General features: G+C 31.7%; 12 protein-coding genes. 2 read left to right on the top strand and 10 right to left on the bottom strand.

The window, feature by feature from the left end:
- Positions 1 to 17 precede the first annotated feature (17 nt).
- From JOP69_RS02180 to JOP69_RS02150, 7 genes are all read right to left on the bottom strand, one after another.
- On the bottom strand, positions 18 to 1,580 hold the full coding sequence (locus JOP69_RS02180; RefSeq protein WP_203393074.1) for a sulfatase: 1,563 nt from the start codon (positions 1,578 to 1,580) through the stop codon (positions 18 to 20).
- Between the two features lie 82 nt (positions 1,581 to 1,662).
- Positions 1,663 to 2,724 (bottom strand): hypothetical protein, encoded by a 1,062-nt coding sequence (locus JOP69_RS02175; protein ID WP_203393075.1) that lies wholly within the window; start codon positions 2,722 to 2,724, stop codon positions 1,663 to 1,665.
- Positions 2,725 to 2,736: 12 nt separating this feature from the next.
- The gene (locus JOP69_RS02170) at positions 2,737 to 3,747 is read right to left on the bottom strand and encodes a Gfo/Idh/MocA family oxidoreductase (protein WP_203393076.1); all 1,011 of its coding nucleotides are present in this window, start codon (positions 3,745 to 3,747) and stop codon (positions 2,737 to 2,739) included.
- Between the two features lie 44 nt (positions 3,748 to 3,791).
- On the bottom strand, positions 3,792 to 6,827 hold the full coding sequence (locus JOP69_RS02165) for a glycoside hydrolase family 2 TIM barrel-domain containing protein (protein ID WP_203393077.1): 3,036 nt from the start codon (positions 6,825 to 6,827) through the stop codon (positions 3,792 to 3,794).
- On the bottom strand, positions 6,828 to 9,845 hold the full coding sequence (locus JOP69_RS02160; protein ID WP_203393078.1) for a glycoside hydrolase family 2 TIM barrel-domain containing protein: 3,018 nt from the start codon (positions 9,843 to 9,845) through the stop codon (positions 6,828 to 6,830). It lies immediately after the preceding gene.
- 2 nt (positions 9,846 to 9,847) lie between these two features.
- On the bottom strand, positions 9,848 to 12,127 hold the full coding sequence (locus tag JOP69_RS02155) for an FAD-dependent oxidoreductase (protein ID WP_203393079.1): 2,280 nt from the start codon (positions 12,125 to 12,127) through the stop codon (positions 9,848 to 9,850).
- Between the two features lie 33 nt (positions 12,128 to 12,160).
- Positions 12,161 to 13,807: a sodium:solute symporter family protein gene (locus JOP69_RS02150; protein ID WP_203393080.1), complete on the bottom strand. Its 1,647-nt coding sequence runs from the start codon at positions 13,805 to 13,807 to the stop codon at positions 12,161 to 12,163.
- A gap of 157 nt (positions 13,808 to 13,964) precedes the next feature.
- Between JOP69_RS02150 and JOP69_RS02145 the strand changes: the two genes are divergently transcribed.
- On the top strand, positions 13,965 to 14,972 hold the full coding sequence (locus tag JOP69_RS02145) for a LacI family DNA-binding transcriptional regulator (RefSeq protein ID WP_203393081.1): 1,008 nt from the start codon (positions 13,965 to 13,967) through the stop codon (positions 14,970 to 14,972).
- Positions 14,973 to 15,422: 450 nt separating this feature from the next.
- Positions 15,423 to 16,625, top strand: coding sequence for a T9SS type A sorting domain-containing protein (locus tag JOP69_RS02140; RefSeq protein ID WP_203393082.1), 1,203 nt, complete (start codon positions 15,423 to 15,425; stop codon positions 16,623 to 16,625).
- A 483-nt stretch (positions 16,626 to 17,108) separates the two neighbouring features.
- On the opposite strand, the gene JOP69_RS02135 is transcribed toward JOP69_RS02140, so the two are convergent.
- From JOP69_RS02135 to JOP69_RS02125, 3 genes are all read right to left on the bottom strand, one after another.
- Positions 17,109 to 18,377: a family 43 glycosylhydrolase gene (locus JOP69_RS02135; RefSeq protein WP_203393083.1), complete on the bottom strand. Its 1,269-nt coding sequence runs from the start codon at positions 18,375 to 18,377 to the stop codon at positions 17,109 to 17,111.
- Between the two features lie 25 nt (positions 18,378 to 18,402).
- Positions 18,403 to 20,631, bottom strand: a complete 2,229-nt coding sequence (locus JOP69_RS02130; protein ID WP_203393084.1) for a glycoside hydrolase family 3 N-terminal domain-containing protein — start codon at positions 20,629 to 20,631, stop codon at positions 18,403 to 18,405.
- A gap of 69 nt (positions 20,632 to 20,700) precedes the next feature.
- Entirely contained in the window at positions 20,701 to 22,245 is a 1,545-nt protein-coding gene (locus JOP69_RS02125) for a sulfatase-like hydrolase/transferase (protein ID WP_203393085.1), read from the bottom strand.
- Position 22,246 lies beyond the last annotated feature (1 nt).

Genomic DNA, 22,246 nt, shown 5'->3' with positions numbered 1-22,246 from the left:
ATTATTTAAATTATACATTATGATTCTATTGTTGGAACTTTGTATGTTTTACGAAGTTTTATTAATTCTTTTTTTAATTCTGATATTGCTTTTTTATATTTTGAATTAGAATATTCATTTTTCATTTCGGAAGGATCTTTCTTCAAATCGTAAAATTCATATTCATTAATTTCATAAAAATAAATCAATTTATATCTTTTAGTTACTACTCCTTGATGTTTTTGAATATCGTGTCCTCCAGGATAATCGTAATATTGGTAGAACAAGCTTTTTCTCCAGTTTTTAGCTTTCTTATTTTTTATAATTGGCATTAAACTCTCTCCTTGCATTTCCGAAGGAATTTCTATTCCTGCAAAATCCAACATAGTTGGTGCATAATCTATATTCTGAACCAATTGTTTACTCACAACTCCTTTTGTTCTAATTGAAGGACAATACGCAATTAATGGAGTTCTAAAAGCTTCCTCATACATCATACGCTTATCATACCAACCGTGTTCACCTAAAAACAACCCTTGATCTGATGCATAAATAATTAAGGTGTTATCCTCTAAACCAGCCTTTTTTACATAATCTGTAATTCGACCAACATTGTCATCAACAGATTTTATACAGCCTAAATAGTTTTTCATAATTCGTTGATATTTCCAACGAATTAATTCTTTTCCTTTAAGGTTCGCTTTTGTAAAAGATTCATTTTCAGCATTAAATACTTTATCAAAACTTGCTTTTTCTTCTATAGATAATCTACCATAAGCTCGTTTCCATAAAGATCCTCCTAAATCTTCATACCTGTTTGGTTGTTCTTTCTTCTCTGTCCAAAGTTGACAATACCAACCCATTGGCATTTCTTCAATAGTCATATCAGTTTCTTTGGTTCCTAAACCATTAGAACTATGTATATCAAACAAATTTTTTGGTTCTGGAATTTCAACATCCTCAAAAGAAGTTAAATATTTAACCGGTGGCAACCAATTTGCATGTGGTGCTTTATGACCAACAATCATCATAAAAGGTTTCTCTTTTTCACGTTGATTATCTAACCAATTAATTGCTTTATCAGTAATTACATCCGTTACGTAACCTTTACTTCTAGTAATTCCTTCTTCCGTTTTAAAATCTGAATTGTAATAATCTCCTTGTCCAATTAACACATCCCAATTTGAAAAACCAACGGGTTTATTTTTTAAATGCCATTTTCCAAAATAAGAAGTTTCATAGCCGTTTTTTTGTAGAATATTAGCAATGGTTGGCTGACTTCCATCAAACTTTTCTTTCAATGTTGTAATTCCATTTAAATGACTGTGCTTACCCGTTAACATGGTTGCTCTTGACGGTGCACAAATAGAATTCCCAACATAACTTCTATCAAAACGAACTCCCTCATTTGCCAATTTATCAATGTTCGGAGTTGGAGCAATTTTAGCAAACCGATCATTATAAGCACTGATTGCTTGATACGCATGATCATCCGTAATAATTAGAATGATGTTTTTGTTTGAATTGTTTTGGCCAATACTTTTAAAAGCAGACAAACAAAACAGAACTAGCACACTATATTTTAATATATTTATTTTCATTTTACTTTATTTTTCAAGAAGATATAACAAGCATTAAAATCAATGATACTATATAGAGAGCTTGTTTCATTTTTTCAATTCTTTAATTTTTTACAGTTTCAATTTCAGAAAAATCCTTTTGAACTTCTCCTCCACCATTTTTTAGGCCATTTTCCCAATCCCAATCGGTATTTTCTAAACTTTTATGACGATAATATCTAAAGAAATCAAAATCTACAGATAAATCATTTATGGTATGCTTGTTTATTCCTTTTTCAACTTTCTCTAACACATAGCCTGCAACTATATTTCCTAAATACCAAAAGGCAGGGTTCCTTGCATTTTTCCCAATAGTGTTAATGGTATATTTACTTTCTGGATTTGTTTCATCTTCATCAACAAACTTCACTACCCTTTTGCCCATATGAACCCATTCATCATTTTTCCATTGCCAAAGTTTTATATACTCCGGAGTATATTCCAAACCTAAAGTTTGCCAAACAGGATCATAAGTTTGAAAAGGACCTTTAGTCATAATTGCTTTTTCTGCACCTTTTCCTTTAGTAATCACTTTTCTTTTAACACCTTTACTATCTCTAAATCTTGCTGGTGCATCACTACTCCAACCATTTGGTCCATTTTCCCATTCCATAAGGTCTATTTCTGTCCAAAAAGCACTATTTTTTATCGAAGATCGTTTCTTTTCATTTGTATAATTCCCAGTAGCAGACCAAACTGAAGGATGCCAAACAGAACCTTTTTCTTTAACATCATCTGTATCAAATCCTCTAAACCTAAATTTAACGGTATAAAAACCGTAAAAACCAGCAGCTTGACTTACTAAACCTGCCGTTTTTGGAGAACCATTTTCTTTTGTGGCTTTAATAGAAACGTACTTAGTGGTTTTACCATTCTTTTTTTCTTTTTCCATTATCACTAAAGAAGCATCATTTTCGTGACCTTGAATAGATGCCCCTCCTGTATTACGTCTTCCCCATTTTTCTGAGTCTAATATTTTATCATTGAACTCATCAGAAACACTATTATCTCTATAAATTTCATATTGATCACCTGTATTTTCTGGCAATTGTACTGGAGTTTGAGCCAACACTATATTAGAAATTAACAGAGATATAAAAAATACTATTAGTTTAGAATTCAACATTTTTAAGTTTTATTAGTTTTCTAAAATTTCTATTTGCCTAATTATTTGTGCCCTTGTAATAGGGTATTCTTTTTTGTTATAAATGGTTTGATATACATCCTCAAATACGGACAAGTATGAAGCTTTTTCTGATATTATTTTTTCTTGTTTTTTGATACCATCTTCAACAGTAGTTAAAATTCCTTCCTGATTAGGTAATTCAATACCATATAATGGGTTATTTGGTAATATTCCAGATTGTAAATGCATTTCCTGAGTATCACAACGGTCTTTAATATAAGAACCTTTTGTACCGTGTAATACAAACGATTTTTGTGCATCAGCCACTAACAAACTCATAGTTGCAAAAACCTGTAAACCATTTACATATTCTAAATGCACATGTGCATAATCATCAATTTGAGTATTAGGCCTATTACCTTTCTTTACTTTTGACCATTTAATGGGTAAACCAAATAATGCGATTGCAGCATCAATTACATGTGGACCTAAATTATATAACAATCCATTTCCCGGAGTATTAGATTCCTTAACTCTATTGTTTGAAATATTATAATTATAGCGATCATAACGGAAATGAACTTCTACTAAATCTCCTAACTTACCAGATTCAATTACCTGTTTTACTGATAAAAAATCGCTATCGTATCTTCTATTTTGAAAAGGCATTAGCAAACAATTGTGTTTTTCTGCTTCTGCATAAAGTTTCTTTGCCTCTGCTGATGTAACTGTAAATGGTTTTTCTACTAATATGTGTTTTTTAGCTTGAATTGCTTTTAAAGCAAATTCAAAATGAGTTGGACTTGGTGTATTTATTACAAGTAGCTCTATTTCTGAATCATTTAAAATTTCATCTACCGAGTCAAAACTTTTTATATTCGGATAAATTGATTGTGCTTTTTTTGTATTTCGCTCAACAACACCAACTAAATCAAATCCCTGATGCAAGTTTAAAAATGGGGCATGAAATAAACTCCCAGACATACCAAAAGACAAAATTCCCGTTTTTATTGATTTACTCATATTTAAAACTAGTTATTTCATTAATTTTCAACACTAACTTTTCATTATTTTACTGCCTTTACTATATTAGACCAGTTACTTTTTTGATTGTTATTTTCTCTTTGAACCTGAAAATAAATCACTTCTTCATTTTCAATTTCAATCGTCATCATTCCTCTTACATTTGTTCTAAACTCTTTATTCAAATTCTCTTTTGAAGTTCCATATTTCACATTGTAGAATTCATCTCCAAATTCGCTTGTATAACCAATAACAACTTTGTTATCTCTTATAAATGATTTCCAAATTTTTGGTGCTAATAGTTTTCCGTTCGGTTTTACTTTAATTGAATTAGGCAATTTACTTTCACCTTTATCATTTATAGCAATTACGCTAAAATTGTATTCCTTATTATTCGTTAAACCTTCTATTTCAATTGCATTAGAAATTGTTTTAAATGAATCTACAGTTTCACCAGAATCATTTTTATAACGGACAACATATTCTTTAGCTCCTGCTACTTTTTTAAACAAAATTCTTACGGATGTGTCTCCTAGAATTGCATTTGTAATTACTGGTGATGTTGGCGCAGAAAACGACAAAACTTTTTCATATCGAACATATCCTATTGGGTTTACCAAACGAATTCGTAAATCCAATAATTCCTTTGGAAGTTGCTCCCAAGTAATTTCTCCTTTCCAAATTTTATCAGCAGGATGTATACTTGGTAATTTTTGAGAATTTTCTTGAATTATTGTCCCATCCGCATTTCTAAATTCCCATTCTAATTTATAACCGTTTAAACTATAACTTGGATAATCATCAAGTCCTCTAATTGGAATGATTACTTCAGCTTTCTTTTTAGAAAAATCTAAACCTTTAACCTGAATATCTTTTATTGGACTAAACTCTTTTGCTACTCGATCAAACATTCTTCTTTTTTGTCTCCAAACGTTTATCAATCCCCAAACTCTATTTTCCTCTTGAGATGTTCCTGCATAACTACTTCTATAATCGTTAAATGTCCATAATGAACCACCGATTACAAATTCATTTTTACCTCGCCAGTTTTCATTCCAATCAGTAAATATTTGTTGATCTCCATCTAATGATGTAGTTGGATAAGGATCAAATCCGTATTCTGAAATAAAAATTGGTTTCTTTGGCCATTCACTTCTTAGTTTGTCTATAATATCTTGAGGTTTTCCTTGAAATCGATACATATTATGCATAATAATATCAACCTCAGTATTAGGGTCATTTTCTCTATTTGCTGTTTTTCTCCAACCTGAATTACTCACACAAGTAACCAACCTATTTGGATCTATTTCACGAACAAAATCCATTGTTAGCTTTGCATAATCATAATGATCAGAAAGTTCGTTACCAACGCTCCAACCAATAATACTTGGATGATTCCAATCGCGTTCTACCATTCCTTTTATCCAATGTTTGGCTAACGGGTAATGAGGAGGTGTAAATTCTGGATTGGTTAAATCACGTACATTTACTTCTTCAAAAATTAGAATTCCTTTTTTATCGCACAACTCAATTAATTTTTCATTTTGAGTTCCGTGCATAATTCTCATAAAATTAGCTCCCGCTTCTTTCATTAAATCAACATCTTTTTCTAATAACTCTAAAGGTTCCGATGACCCCCAAAATCGGTGTTCACTTACACGGTTAAATCCACCTAAACGAACAGGTTCTCCGTTTAGTAACAGTTTAGAATCTGTAATTTCAACTTTTCTAATTCCAAAATCATTGGTTTTAGTATCGATTACACTATTATTTTCTGAAATGGTCGTTTCTAAACGATACAATTCAGGATGGTCGAAATGCCATAACTCAACATCTTTAGCTTCTAAAACTCCTTTTAAAATAACTTCTGATGTTTTATGTGCTGGTACTTTAACTAATTTATTTAAAGCAATTAATTTTCCGTTTTTATATATTTCAGAATTAATTTCAACGCTCTTAATTTCATCTGAATTATTTTCAACCTTCACCTTTAATTTTAACGTGGCTGTTCCTTTCTTTAAATCTGGAGTTGCGTGTATGTATTGGTTGTTAATTCTAACTTCGTTATTTTTTACTAAATGAACATCTCTAATAATCCCACCCCAATTCCATGTGGCACCCACCATAAAATTGTTATTAACTTCTACCGCTAAAATGTTAGAGTCACCATAGTTTAGATGTTCAGCAACTTCAAACTCAAAAGGTGTAAAACCACCTTGATGTTCACCAATAAATTCTCCGTTTAAATATACTTTTGCTAAATGATAAACGCCATCGAATTTTAATCTGTATTTTTTACTTGAATTTTCATTCCAACCTTCAGGAAGTTTAAACTCTTTTCTATACCACGCTAAACCATTGTAATTTGAATATGAATTTAGCATGCCCCAATGACCAGGAACTTTTAAATTATTCCATTGAGAATCGTTATAATCTGGTAAATAAACTTGACTTGGTTGCTGTTTTGCTTTCAAATAATTCTCTTCAGCAATTGGTCTAAACATAACAACATCTGCGGCAACTTCTTTTGCTGTTATTGCAGTAACTTCAATATAATTATCTTCTGAAGCATTCATTTTAAATATCCCTAAACTCATCCATTGGCCACAATTACTTCGTTGATTAAAGTAGTTTAAAGTCTTTCCTTCTGAATGATTAACATTTACTTGAGCAGTTATATGCATTCCAAAAGGAAACTTCACTATAGCCTCATAATAACCCGTTTTTTCCAGAGATGGTCTATAACGCACATAATTATCTGCTGCTTCATTATTTTTGAATCTGTGCGCTATATAATCCTTTCCATAAAAAACAGAACCTCTGTCTCCTTCTCTTTTTACAGACCATTTCCCTTTTATCTCAACCCTTTCTTTATCATCATTATCAATGATAATATCCGTTGGTTGTTCGTAAATATTTAAAGGATTAGACCCCATACCATAAATGGTATTGAATTTCCAGTCACCACTTAATAATAAGTTGTTTTCTTCTGAATTATTTTCAGAATGTTGTGGTGTTTGTGAACAAGATATTTGCCATAAACACATTAATAAAACTACATATTTAAGAGTACTTTTCATTTATTTTTCAACCTTTATAATATTCGACCAATTACTTTTCTCTCCTTTTATTTCCCTTTGAATTTGAAAATAAATTGTTTTATCATTCTCAAGATCAATCGTCATAATTCCCCTAGCGTTTGTAGTATTATTTTTACTCAAATTATCCTTTGAAACACCATATCTAATGGTATAAAATAGGTCTTCAAATGTTCCAGAATAACCAACAATTAATTTGTTATCAGCAATAAAGCTATCCCAAACTATAGGCGCTAAAATTTTTCCTTCAGTCTTCACTTTCACAACATCTGATGCTTTGCTATCTCCTTTTCCATTTCGAGCAATTAACTGTATTTTAATGTCTTTTTGAATAGGTAAACTATCTAAATCGATATAATTTGCAATTGTTTTGTAACTCTCTTTTTCTACGCCATTAATAGCGTATTTTAGATAATATTCAAAAGCATCTCTTTTCTTTGTAAAATGCACTCTAATTTTATTATTTGAAGTTTTTACTTCATCTATAATTGCTTGAGAAGGCACTTCAAAATAAATTTTCATTTCCCCTCTTGAATATCCATTTGTAGAAAGTAATGAAACCGTAAGTTCAAACGGTGATTCACTTAATTTATCCCAAGAAATATTTCCACTCCATTTCCCAAAACTAGGTTTTAAAACGGGTAAATTCATTTTTTCGATAAATAAATCTTCTCCTTCTTTATTTTTGAAAACATACTGTAACGTATAATCTCTCATTGTAAAACTTGGAAAATCATCCGCTTCTCTAACGTTAAAAGAAATGGTTGCGCTTTGTTTATTCAAATCCAGGTTTTCAATATCCAACTCAGTAATTGGGCTATTCTCTTTTTGGTGTGTATAAAAAGCTCTTCTTTTTGTTCTCCAAGCGTTTACCATTCCCCAAGCTCTATTTTCATCAGCCAAGGTACTTGAATAACCACTTTTATAATCATTATAAGTCCATATGGATGCTCCGGTAGTATAGGGACGTTGTTTTCTCATATTATCATACCAAGCCCCAAGTTTTGTAATATCATTATCTAAAGCTGCAGTTGTAAAACGTTCTACACCAAATTCTGAAAAGAACATTGCTTTATTAGGCCAACGTTTGTGTAAAGTATCCATAACATTTCCTGGAGTTTTCTGATAGATATTTTGAAAAATCATATCTCCATATTCTAGCGGATTGTTAGCAGGTGTTTCTCCTTTGCGATATCCTCTATTACTAACGTGCAACGCTAAACGATTTGGATCCAATTTCTTCGTGTAATTATACATCATTTTCACATAGTCAAAATGATCTGAAAGTTCATTACCAACACTCCAACCAACAACACTAGCGTGATTTGCATCTCTTTCAATCATTTCTTTCATCCATTGCTTTGGCTTGGCAAAATTATCTTCATAAATTTCAGGCATTTTTAAGCTTCTTACATTCACCTCTTCAAAGATTAAAATTCCCTTTTCATCACATCTATCCAATAACTTTTTGTTTTGGGTACCGTGCATAATCCGGGTAAAATTAGCTCCTGCCGTTTTCATTAAATCGACATCTAAATTAATGAGTTCTTGTGGTTCTGATGATCCCCAATATCTATGATCACTTACTCTATTGAAACCTACCAAACGAACTGGTTCTCCGTTTAATAACATTTGAGTTGCAGTTGCTTCAAATTTCCGTATTCCAAAGCGATCTATTTTTGTATCTAAAACTTTTCCGTTTTCTGCTATTGAAGTTTTTAAGTTATATAATTCAGGTGAATCAAAATGCCATAATTTCACATCATTAGCACTTAATTGTCCTTTCAATTCAAATTCTTTAATACTATTTGGTTCAACAGTAATATTAGCAACCGTGTTATTTAAAGGTTTCCCTTTTTTAACTACTGCAGCTACTTTTAAAACTCTTTTTTCTGCTGAATTATTTTCTACTCGCACCTTAATTTCATAACTCGCAGTACCCGTTTTTAAATTAGGTTCTGCGTGTATATATTGGTATTTTACACGTACATCTTTATTTTTCACTAAATGCACATCTCTAATAATTCCACCCCAATTCCAAGTTGCACCAACCAAATAATTATTATCAGCTTCAACAACCAAAATATTTTTATCTGAAAAATTTACTTTATCGGTAATATCAAATTCAAAAGGTGTAAAACCTCCTTGGTGGCGCCCTACATACTCTCCATTAAAAAATACTCTAGCGACGTGATACACACCTTCAAACTGAATTCTAATTCTTTCATCGCTCGCTTTTTTCCAAGTTTTAGGTAATTTAACCTCGGTACGATACCAAGCTTTTCCTGAGTAATTACTATACTTATTAATCATTCCGAAGTGACCAGGAACTTTTAAATTATCCCAATTTGAATCGTCATAATCTATTTTAACTAAGGCTTTTTTTTCTTTCTCTGATTTAAGATACTCATTGGCATCTACAGGTCGAAGCATAATAGCATCTACATCATATTTTCCTTGACGATTGGAATGAAATTTTATAGCATGTTCTTTTTGAATATCAATTTTAAATATTCCTAAACTAACCCATACACTCGGTCTTGTTTTTAGAATAAAATCTTTCGTATATGAACCATCCGCGTGGGTTACTTCTACCAAAGCGGACATTTGAGTTCCCACTGGGTAATAGATAAAATGTTCATAATAGCCAGATTGAGGAACTTTAGTAGTAAACTTCACAAAAGCTGGATCATTGTCTTTTTTGAAATCATAACTTAAATAATTTGCTCCCCAAGGCTTGGTTTCTCTATCGGTACCTTTATATGTTTTTATTTTCCATTTTCCCTGAGTTTCTACTAATGCCGTCTGACTATTATCAATTACAATATCTGTTTTTTTCGGCTGAACATTTAAATAATTAGAACCATCACCCAAAAAAGTATTGAACTTCCACTCTCCATTTAATGAAAAGCTATCTATCTCTGAATTATTCTCAGAAACAGTTTGAGTTTTACAACTCACTAATAAAAGTGCAAAAATTAACGAAAAAAGATATTTCATAATTAACTACATATTACTTCAAATATTGATGCAGGAACATTCTCTGACGGATGCTCAACTTCAATAATAATTCCTTTTGTTTTTACTTTTGAATCAAATTTCCAAGTATTTATGGTTTGATAATTCCCTGCTTTTTCAGCTAAAATGTTTCCATTTAAATCTTTAATCACATAATTACGAAGACAAAAAGGAGCAACATCTTCTGGATGTCCCATTAAGGTAGATTCTAACGGATGATCGTAATCTGGATCTAAAAACAATCTAATTTCTGAAAGCTCTTTTTCTGATTCCCATTCAATTTTTAAGGTTGGTTTTTTATCATTCAACTCTGCAACCCAAGCATTTACTACGTTGTTTGGTCGAACAAATCCATTCCCTATATTTTCTGCATTAAAAACGTCAATTGAAGGTGAAATTTGCATTGCAATATTTTTTCCTTCTGGTCTACGATGAGGCGTCCAAAATTCAAACGTATCTACACCAATATTTTCTGGAGGTGTTTGTTTTCCGTTATTAGAAACTGCTTTGTTTACGCCGTTAAATACCGATAAAACACCTGTATATCTGTTGTTACTTGTTTTTAAACTTACTTTTTCATTTGATAAAAAAGTAACAAAACCATATTGATTCTCAGAAATTGTTTTAGAAAACTGAACATCAATATATTGTTCTCCTTTTTCTAAATTAAAAGTCTGCGTTTCCAAAATTACTTCCGGACAATAATTATCTCTTTTTTCTGATGTTCTTAATTCAATAGTAATCGTTGTGCTTTCATCAGCCTTAACCAAAACTTTAAAACTATATTTTTCATTAGCATTTAAAGGCAATAATTGTGCTGCTGAAATACCTAAAGGAAACCAATCTCCATTGAAAGGAATTTCTGAAAGAGATAAACTTGAAGACGCTTTAATAGTTGCCTCATTAATAACGTTTGTTGTTTTCTGAATTGGAACATTCGGGATACTTTGTCCTATTTTATTCAATTCGTTTTGAAGTGTTTTAATCACTCCATTTTCTAAAATTTCTGCAGGTTTTAAATTCTTTTCTTTACAAATAGAAGCTGCCATTCCCACCGCTTGCGCACAAAAACCAGTAGTTGCCATAACTCTTGTGGAACCAAAAGCCACGTGCGTTGCACTAATAATTCTACCTGCTAAAAATAAATTATCAATATCCTTACTCACAAAAGAACGATACGGAATATCGTAAACACCTTTAGAATGCCACTGGGTACACCCAGAAAGCTCACTATAAACACCTTCTGCAGGATGCAAATCTATTGCCCAACCACCAAATGCAATCGCATCATCAAATTTGCGTTGCTCAATTACATCTTGTTGTTTCATCATATATAAACCTTCAAAGCGTCTGCTTTCTCGTTTACCAGGAACGGTTCCAACCCATTCTAAAGTCATATTATCTACATCTTCAAACGTACCAGAATTTTTGATATAATCCCAAACTCCATAAATCACTTTCCAAAGTTCATATTTAATTTCTTCTGTATCGTGAATAGTATCTCCTTCTCCTCCATATTCAAACCACCAAAAACGACATCCTTTATCATCTTTACCAATGGCTTTATATCTTGGAATTGCGGTAATATCTTTTAATGCAAATTCTGGTGCTATATATTTTACAGGTTTATCTGTGTTTTTACTGTAGAAATACATCGAATGCCCTAATAATTCACCATAAGAGGTGTCTGGAGCGAATAATTCTCCAAATTCTTCTTTTGTTTCTGCTCCCATTCTAAAAGCTGCACCTGCTTTAAATGCAACAATTCCATCTCCAGAAGCATCACAAAACAAAGGAGCTTTTACTACATATTCAGTTGAGTTTTGCGGGTTGAAAGCCTTTACAGATTCAATTTTAGTATCATTAACTTTAGTTACATCATACACACTTGTATTTAAAAGCAATGATATATTTTTCTCATTCAATACTTTTTCTAATAAAATAGTATCAAAAATAACAGCGTTTCCTTCTTTGTTTCTGTATAAATTTTCAACAAGAATCTCATCCATTACACCACCTTCTCGAGCCCAACGATTGTTGTTTCCCATGTGAGATGTAGCTCCCAAAATCCATAAACGTACTTCCGAAGAAGCGTTTCCTCCCAAAACAGGACGATCTTGAATAAGAATTGTTTTTGTTCCTTTCCTAGCAGCTGTAATTGCAGCACAAACACCGGCGGTTCCTCCTCCAATTATAACAAAATCAGAATTAATCTCTACGGTTTTGTTATTTCTTACTTCTGAATTAAATCCTTTAACTAACATGTGCTAATCTTATTTTTTATTTATAATTTGAGTTTACTCTTGAGATTTTTTTATAATAAACAATCCCAATAGTAAAACAGCTATTCCCATACCGCCTACTAAAAGTGCTCCGGTCTCCGCAATAAAGGACAATATTAAAATTAGAAACCCGGTAGCAGCTACACCAATTCCAATAACTTTTGTTCCTTTTTTATTGCTTTCAGAAGAGTCTTCTTCAGGTGCTTCTTGTTTCAATTTTAAAGTCCCCAAATACTTGGTATACTGTACGTTTTCTGCTTTTCTTGAGTTTAGATAAATTTCTATAACTGCTAGCAATACAATTGGTATTCCCATACCAACTCCCATTTCCATAGCTCTGTCTAATTTTATATCTAAAAGACTTGGCGCTAAAAATTTAAAAAAGGCATTGATAGCTAATGAAATAAAAGTAACCGCTAAGACACTTTTTCCTGTCTGATTTTTTGAAAACAATGCCCATAATGGAGGCAAAAACATAGCGCCACCTGTTAAGGCTGCCAAACTCATAACTACCTCTACAATACCTCCTAAATAAGGAACTACCAAAGCAATTAATATGGTTAAAATACCTAAAGCGATGGTTGCTGTTTTTCCAACACGAACTAATTGTTTATCGGTAGAATTTGGACGTAATGGTTTATAAATATCATTGGCAAGTACACCTGCAGAAATATTTAAAGTGGTGTTTACCGAACTTGACGTTGCAAAAATCATTCCTCCCAACATTAAACCTAGCATACCAACCGGTAGTACTTCTTTACACATTAGTAAATAAGCTCCTTCATCTGCAAGTGCACCTAAATCTGGGTTTAATACTTTATAAATCATCGGTGGAACCATCCAAATAAGTGGACTAATTAAATACAAACCACCAAATAACCAACCTACTTTTTTAGCATCTTTAGGAGTAGCAACACTTGTGTATCTTTGGATATATGCCCAATTTCCGGCTATAAAGAATAAATTATACAATCCGAAAGCAACCATAAATCCCCAAGAATATTCCGTATTTGTGAATTCAAAAAAACGTTCTGGAGCTTGTAATACAAACTCATTAATTCCTCCTATTTTATCAAAAGAAAGTGGCACAACTATTAAAACAGCTGCAGTTAATACAATAAATTGCAATACATCTGTTACAATAACGGCCCACAAACCTCCAACTGCTGTATAAATTAGAATCAATACACCTAAAATAATAATGCTCGTCGCAATAGGAAATCCGGTAGAAACTTCTACAATTTTAGCAACCGGATATAAAAAGGCTCCCGTTGTAAAAATAGAAATGAATAAAAATAAATAAGTATAAGTTTTTTGGGTTGATTTACCAAGTCGATCAGTAATAAACTCCGCAGCTGTAATCGCTTTAGTTTTTTGCCATTTTGGCGCAATAAAAAACCCGATAATTAAACCTGCTATACACATAGTCCATTGTATGGTTACGGCAACCCAACCACTACTATAAGCTACAGAACCCCAAACAACAAATGTTCCTGCGGAAAAGAAACTCATAAATAACGACAATCCACTCATCCACCAAGGCAATGCTCCACCTGCAGCAAAATAAGATTTCATATTCTTCCCTGCTTTAGAAAAGCTCATTCCACATATAAAAACCAATAATGTGAACACTATAATTACGGCAATATCAATTGTACCCATTGTATTTTATTTATTTACACTGCAATTAAGTCTAAATTTAAGTTTTTTACACTGATTTTATAAAAATCATTACCGGAAACGATACCGAAAACGTTATTTATTCACGGAAACGTTTCCGGTATTTGCGAGAGTTTCAGAATTTTAGTACTATTGACACATGAAACATATCACTATAAAAGATGTCGCAAAGAAACTAAATGTATCAGTTTCTACTGTTTCCAGAGCATTTAATGATAAGTATGACATTAGAACCGAAACAAAAGAGTTGATTTTAAAAACGGCTAAAGAAATGGGCTATCGTCCAAATCCTATCGCTAGAAAATTAATACAACAACGTTCTTTAAATATCGGAATTATAGTACCTGAATTTGTGAATAGTTTCTTCCCGCAGGTAATCATTGGTGCTCAAGAAGTTTTATTAGCACAAGGATATCAGGTGTTAATTATGCAATCGAATGAATCATCAGAAACCGAAATGAAAAACGTCGAAACCATGTTAGACAATATGGTAGACGGCTTAATTGTTTCTCTAACCTGCGAAAATGAAAACATAGAAAAATATAAGGAACTAATCGCTTCAAATATGCCAATTGTTTTCTTTAATCGTGTGGTTGATGATTTACCGGCGTCTAAAGTTGTTTTTGACGATTATAAATGGGCATTTTTTGCAACCGAACACCTGTTGGTTCAAGGCCATAAAGATATCGTGCATCTAGCTGGTCCTAAAAATTTAACTTTATCAAAAAACAGAGCTCAAGGATTTGATGCTGCTCATAGAAAACATAAAGTTCCGTTAGGTAGAAAAATTTCTTGCGGATTTTCTATGGAAGAAGGAGCTAGAGTTGCGTTAGAATTAATAGAAAAAAAGGAAGTGCCAACAGCTATTTTTGCAGCAAGTGATCCCAGTGCTATTGGTGCCATGAAAGTTTTTAAAGATCACGGATATAACATTCCTAAAGATATAGCATTTGTAGGTTTTACAGAATCTCGTTTGGCAGAACATATTGCACCACCTTTAACATCTGTCAGTCAACCTACAAATGACATCGGGCAAACTGCCGCTAAACTTTTACTAGAACAAATAGAAAATAAAGGGCTATTTGTTCCTCAAACTATTGTTTTAAATGGGAGGCTTAATGTACGAGAATCTTCCATTAAAATTTAATCAAAATTAAAAAACTATTCAATAGTTTTTTCTGCTTTATTTACTTACTAATTTAACTACTTTTTCTAAAACTCCATTTTAGGTTACATTAATGTAGCAGTATTCTATATGCTGTCTCCAATATGTATTATCTCTAAATTCCTTTGCTTTATCACAAACCTTTTTTAGAGGAGGAACAACTTAATAATTAGGCTAGTTTAAATCCTATAGCCGAAAATCATTGTGGAGAACCTCTAACAGTATACTTAGATATAAAAGAACCAGAAAAACACATTATTAACTACCTTATTTTCAATACATTAAAAGCAAAAAAATAATCTTTTTTTTAAAACTGACAATTTGTTCCTTTTAAAAGAACATTTGTAACCTCTTAAAAGGTTTTTTTTATTGAAATTTGAAAAATCTTTCGAAAGAAAAATCAAACAAATTATTAATTTTAAAATAAAAAAAATGATAAAAAAATTACTTTTACTAACTCTTATTTTAACGGCAAGCTTGTCTTTTGGACAAACACATACTGTATCAATCTCATCTAATGCTGCAGATGAATTAGTGGTATCTGAAAACGGTTTTCTTTTAAACAAATCTGCCACTGGTGAATTAACACAAGTTGAATTAACAATTACTTCGGTTCTTGATTTTACAGGAGTAACAGAACCTGCTGAGTTCAAACAAATGTATATGCCTATGAAAACAGCAGCAGACAATAAACATGTATTTAAACCAGCAGCAAATCTACAAGAGGGAAATGTTGATACAGACACTACAGTTGGAGAAGTTAGAACTAGAACATGGGTTATTTCTAATGTCATAATAAATCCTGCTGCCACTGCTGTACCACCTGTTGTAGGTGATGTACTAAAATACTTTACTTCAGGTGGTATAGCCGGAACTGTACATAACCCTAAGACTGAAATAACAATAGTAGAATCATTTACAGCTCCTTTACCTGCAGATTACATAAAAATTGAATCTGTTAACACTACAATTCCATCGGTTGAAAGAGGAGCTGATTTTAATGTTTCTTTTGTATATGATTCAAGTGTAGCAATTGATGGTTTAACTGTACAATTATGGATAATTCAATCTGGGGATGAAACTAATAATATTGATTATGATAGTAAAATTATAGCTTCTTCTGCAGAAATAAAAACTTTATCTGCTCAAAGACATGCATCACTAACAGCTACCATTACGTTTCCAACGGATATATCTGTTACATCTGCCGCAAAGGATGATAAAAAAGAAACTGTATTCAACATTGTTCCTACTGCTAGTTTACCGTCTGCTGCACCTAAACACTATTACCAATTTAGATTTATTTTAAACACGGACAATGGACAAGTTTTAGAGAATGGAACATCTTTTAAAAAGAATTTTAACCCAATAGATATTCAAGCAATTGAAGAAGCTACTGCCGGTGTAAAAGATTATGAAGCTAAAAAAATAGCTGTATTTCCAAACCCGACAACAGATTTTATTTCAATAGAAAATGCTACTAATGAAATTAAATCGGTAACTATTTTTAACGTTATGGGTAAACAAGTTAAAACATTCAACAAACACAGTAATTTGGATGTTTCAAATCTTGCAAAAGGTATTTATTTACTAAAAACAAATACTGGAAGATTATCTAAATTTATAAAAGAGTAATAAACTCTTATAGTTTAAATTAAAAAGCTTGCATTTATTTGCAAGCCTTTTTTTGTGTATTATTATTTTTATAATAAATATCTATTAGTATACGCTATCGAAAATCTCTTAAACTATTTTAAACTTGATTTCTATCTCTATAAAAGAGTACCTCTTAAATTCTATTCTAACATATAAATGAATGCTTAATTGTCTTTAAATACAGATAAAATTCAACGATTTATTTAGATAGTTCATTTTAATATTATGATGAATAAAATATTGCATCTTGGGTGCTTTTATTATTCTTTAAAAATTACAATAGCTATATCTTAATATTTATAAGAGTAAACCTGAATGAAATTAGTGATTAGAAACTATATCATACGCTACCTATTTTATATTTTAAGGTAGAATAAAAGGAAAACAAAAATCCCATAAACGTAACTGTTTATGGGATTATCTAAACTAATATTGTTAATATAAATAGCTGTTTTCTATAAGTTAATTAGAACTCTTACTTAATTTTTCATTCTCCTTTTTAATTCTTTTTACTTGTTGTCCGCTTAAACCATGTTTAAAATAAAATTCTGGTTTTCTATAATATTGTGATTTTTTCATATTTGGATCATCAACATCTAAACTTAAATCACAATCGAATCGTGCTAAAATAGAATGGTTTGTAGACCAACCATTAACGGCTGTAAAATGAGAAATTCCCCAAGTAATTCCTCTTCCATCTTTTGTATCTGTAAAGGCATCTGGAATAAAAGGACCACCTGCTATTGGCATTAATTCAGTTATGGAAGCGATGTTAAAATTGATACCATCTTTTGCATATTGCACTGTAAAATGCTCGTTTCCGTCTTTTATAACAAGTGCCGCAATTCCTTCTTTAAAAGGAAACATCGTTGTTTCATGACCTGAATTTATAACCGGGTTTTGAGGGTATTTTGTAAAAGGTCCTAAAGGATCATCGGCAGTTGCCAATCCTTGTAACCTTGTTAAATCTCCTTTTTTACCAGAATCTGATTTATAGTACAAATAAATTTTACCGTTATGCACTAAAGGATAAGGGTCATGAATAGAAAATTGATCCCATTGGTCTTTTCCTCCATTCGGAATTACCTCTTTATTGAACGCTGTCCAAGGTCCATCTGGAGAATCTGAATAAGAAACAGCAACAGGACAGTCATCACCACGTTTACCACTAGCTTCGTTAAAACCTTGATAATACAAATAGTATTTTCCTTTCCATTTTAAAATATCAGAGGTAGCCACCGAACGCCAACCTACATTTGGTTTTTCTGGTCTAGGAACCGCAACTCCTTGTTCTTCCCATGTAAAACCATCTTTACTGGTTGCATACCAAATATCACATAAATCCCAATCGGCAGAAGGAATTGTTTCACTACTTAAATCAGCTCCTTTTGGAGGTGTTTTTGTATGTCTATACGTATACCAAACATAATATTTTCCATTTTCAAAAATTACTTTAGATGGATCTCTACGCGTTATTGTTCCATCATGATTGCTGTAATCTAATCCTTTTAATGCTGTATATTTAAATTGAGAATACAACTCATTAAATTTTGGTTGAACTCCCATATAAGCATCATAATTACGCTCCATAGCAGTACTTAACTTGATATCAGGCTTTGTATGAGGCATTAAAAAAGGAAACCCTTTTTCTTCTAATGCTGGTTTTTCTACGGTCTTTTTACTATTACAAGACATTAATATCACTAAAAATGATATGGCTAAATACTTCATTATTTATACAGGTTTTATTTTATGATCAATTATTTAAATATTCAAAACTTACTTTCTCTCCTAATATTTCAATTACAAAACTACCATTTTCTGTAACTCTTTCTAAATCTGAATTTACAAAAGATAAATCATTTTTGGTTAATTCAAACTCCACTAATTTCAACTCTCCTTTTTTCAAAAAAACTTTCTTAAATTTTCTTAGTTTCTTCATAGGAGGAATTACTGAAGCCACTTTATCTCTTACAAATAAGTCAACTGCAAGCTCTCCATCAAAATCTCCTTCATTCATTACTTCAATGGTAACTTTTAATTTTTCATCACCTTTTAAAGTTTTTGTACTTAATTTTAAGTTTGAAGATTTAAAATTGGTATAACTTAATCCATAACCAAATTCCCACTGTGGGTTAAAAGTTTCTGTATTTCTAATTGGTGCATCATAAGTTAATAAATTACCTGTATGTTTCGGGTAACTAAATGGTAACACTCCATTAGGATTGTAATCTCCAAATAAAATATCTGCAATTGCATTTGCCCCTTGACTTGATGGTCTATAAGCCAATAAAACAGCATCTATTCCCGAAACAATCTCGCTAATAATCCTTGGCCTTCCTTCAGTAAGCACTAAAACAATTGGTTTATTCGTTTCAATAGCCACTTTTGCCAATTCTATTTGATCTCTAGATAATGTTAAATCATCTATATTTCCAGGCGTTTCTGCATAACTATTTTCTCCCAAACACAAAACTATAAAATCTACATTCTTTGCTTTCTGTCTTAGCAGTTTTAATTCTTTCTTTGTAACTTTTTCAAATTTACTGGAAGAAATGCATGATACATTCGATGCCCCTATTTTATTCTGAATAGCCTCCTTTATTGTTAAAGTAGATTCAGGAAATAAAGCCTCTTTATCTCCTTGCCAAGAATAAGACCAACTGCCATGTAAAGATGCTAAAGAATTTGCAGCAGGACCAGAAATTAAAACCTTGCTATTCTTTTTTAAGGGTAAAACGGCCTTGTTTTGTAAACTATCATTTTTCAAAAGTGTCATACTTTCTCTAGCAGCTTGCAAAGCTATATCTCTGTATTCTTTCTTTCCAAAATTCTTAATTGCTTCTTTTTCTGGATACGGATTGTCAAAAAGACCTAAATCCATTTTTACTTTTAAGATTCTTCTCACTGCATCATCAATTCTTTCCATGGAGACTTCTCCTTGATTTACCAATGCAATCAAATCGTCGTAAAACGTCATATTCATAGGAACCATACTCATATCAATTCCTGCATTTATAGCCATTTTAACAGCTTCTTTATTGTTTTTAGCAACATGATGCTCTTTATACAAATACAAAATATCCTCCCAATCTGTAACCACCAATCCTTTAAAACCCCATTTATTTTTTAATAAATCTGTAATTAATTCTTTGTTGATATGAACTGGTATTCCGTTTAATGAACCAGAGTTAATCATAACGGTAGAAGCACCTGATGCTACTGCTTTCTTAAATGAAGGCATAAAAACCTCCTCTAATTGTTGTGCGGTAATATAAGCAGGTGTTCTATCCTTACCAGATTGAGGTACGCTATAACCAATAAAATGTTTCATACATGAAGAAACATTATTAATTGATTTTAAATCATCTCCTTCGTACCCTTTGATTGCTCCAGAACCAAATTCTGTTACCAACAATACATCTTCTCCAAAAGTTTCTTCAAACCGAGACCAAAGAGGTTGTCTTCCAACTCCTAAAACAGGATCAAAATTCCAACGAATTCCACTTGCACGTACTTCTTTTGCTGTTATTTCAGCAGTCTTTTTTACCAATTCTACATTCCGCGTTGCAGCCAGTCCTATATTATGAGGAAATAAAACGGCATCCTTGGTATATGTAGCTCCATGAATTGCATCAATACCATACAACATTGGAATTTTCATTCTACTTGCCAAACAATTGTCCTGAATCTCTGATATCAATTCATGCCATTCAGAAATAGACAAAGGTCTTCCAGGTGTATTTAAAACTGAACCAATAGGGGTTGTTTGTGTATATTTAATTAATAAATCTTTGTTTAATTTTCCCTTTTTATAAAACTTTTTTAAAGTAAGTTGGGTCATTTGCCCCACCTTCTCTTCTAAGGTCATTTTTTTTATAAGTACTTCTATTTTGTCATTTTTAAAAGTCTTATTTTCTTTGTCTGATTGACATGAAGCAAGAATTACCAAGAAAACTATTACAACTACTTTTTTTTTAAACATTCACTATAATATAAAAACCTGATTTATAAATACTTCAAGTTAATTCTGTTTTTTATATTCTGATTACTTTTAATAGAAATCCCAAAAATGGAATTCCCTTCCAGGTACATTCTCAACTTTTACATCTCCTAACTCCTGCCCTTTTGCTTTCATTTCTGTTCTCATCTGGGTTAGAATATCGTTGTATTCTGGTTGAAAAGATAAATCTGTAGTTTCCCAAATATCTTTTTTAATATTAAATAATTGTGTCACTTTAGAACCCGCGGTAAATTCACCTTTTTTCTTATGATACGCTTTCGCTCTTACATATTCAATTAACTTATAATCACCTTTTCTATAGGCTCTTTGAAATTGTTTATATGCGTGATATGTTGAATTTCTTACTTGTGTAGTTTTATTTTTAATTACAGGTAATAGACTTTTTCCATCAATAGATGTTGGTTTTTCTATGCCTGCAATATCACAAACTGTTGGAAAAATATCATGAATATAACTTAAAGCATCAATTCTTCTTCCTTTATCCTTAATTAAATTTCCTGAAATGATAAATGGTACATGAATTCCATCTTCATCATATAAATTTTGTTTACCTATTAAACCATGATTTCCTACAGCCAATCCACTATCACCGGCTAACAAAATAATAGTATTTTCATAAGCACCACTTTCTTTTAAAGTCTGAATAACTTTGCCTATTTGCGCATCTAAATGTGTAATTATCGCATAATATGCTGCCAATTGTTTACGAGCAACTTCTGGAGTTCTTGGCCAAGGAGCAAGTGCTTCATCTCTTAAAGTCATATCTCCATTATCAAAAGGATGTTGTGCCATATAAGAAGGTGGCAATTGAATATCCTTTGGATCGTACATATCTAAATATTTTTTAGGAGCTTGCCTTGGATCATGCGGAGCATGAAAAGCTAAATACATAAAAAACGGATCTCCTTTTGCATTCTTTTTTATATACTCTGAGGCACATTCTGCAAAAACTTCTGAAGTATGAGGAGCCAATTCTTCAGTACCAATAGGGCCACTTTTATCCTGTTTAGTTAAAGGTCTTCTAAATCTTTTTCCATTTTTATCAAACTGCAATAAATAAGCTTCCTTTCTTGTATAGTTACTTTTCTTATCAAAATCCCAAAAAGGCATTCTATAATGATCTGTTAAATATGCACTTCGACCCATAATTTTATCACCTGAATCAAAAGAACGATTTAATGATTCATTATCCTGATGCCATTTACCAACAATATGTGTTTTATAACCCGCTTTTTTAAAAGCTTCTCCCATTGTGGTATCTGTTGTAGGAACGTTTCTTCCTAAGCCATCTAAATTAAACAATTGTTTTCCTGTTTGCAACATAGCTCTACTTGGCATACAAGTTGCGCCGGAAAAAGAGCCCATTAAAAAGGTATTTGTAAACACAACTCCGTCTGCAGCAAGCTTGTCTATATTGGGCGTTTTTACTGGCATTCCGCCTAAAGCGTGTATCCCAGAGTATCTATGGTCATCGGTATAAATTACCAATACATTTGGCTTTGTATTCTTTTTGTTTTGCGCAATTAAATTAAACGTGCAAGCCAAAATCATTATTCCTGTTAGAATATTCTTCATG

The sequence above is a fragment of the Polaribacter sp. Q13 genome, assembly GCF_016858305.2.
GTDB lineage: Bacteria > Bacteroidota > Bacteroidia > Flavobacteriales > Flavobacteriaceae > Polaribacter.
Note: the sequence above shows the minus strand (reverse complement) of the source record. Positions and strands in the feature narration are given on the sequence as shown.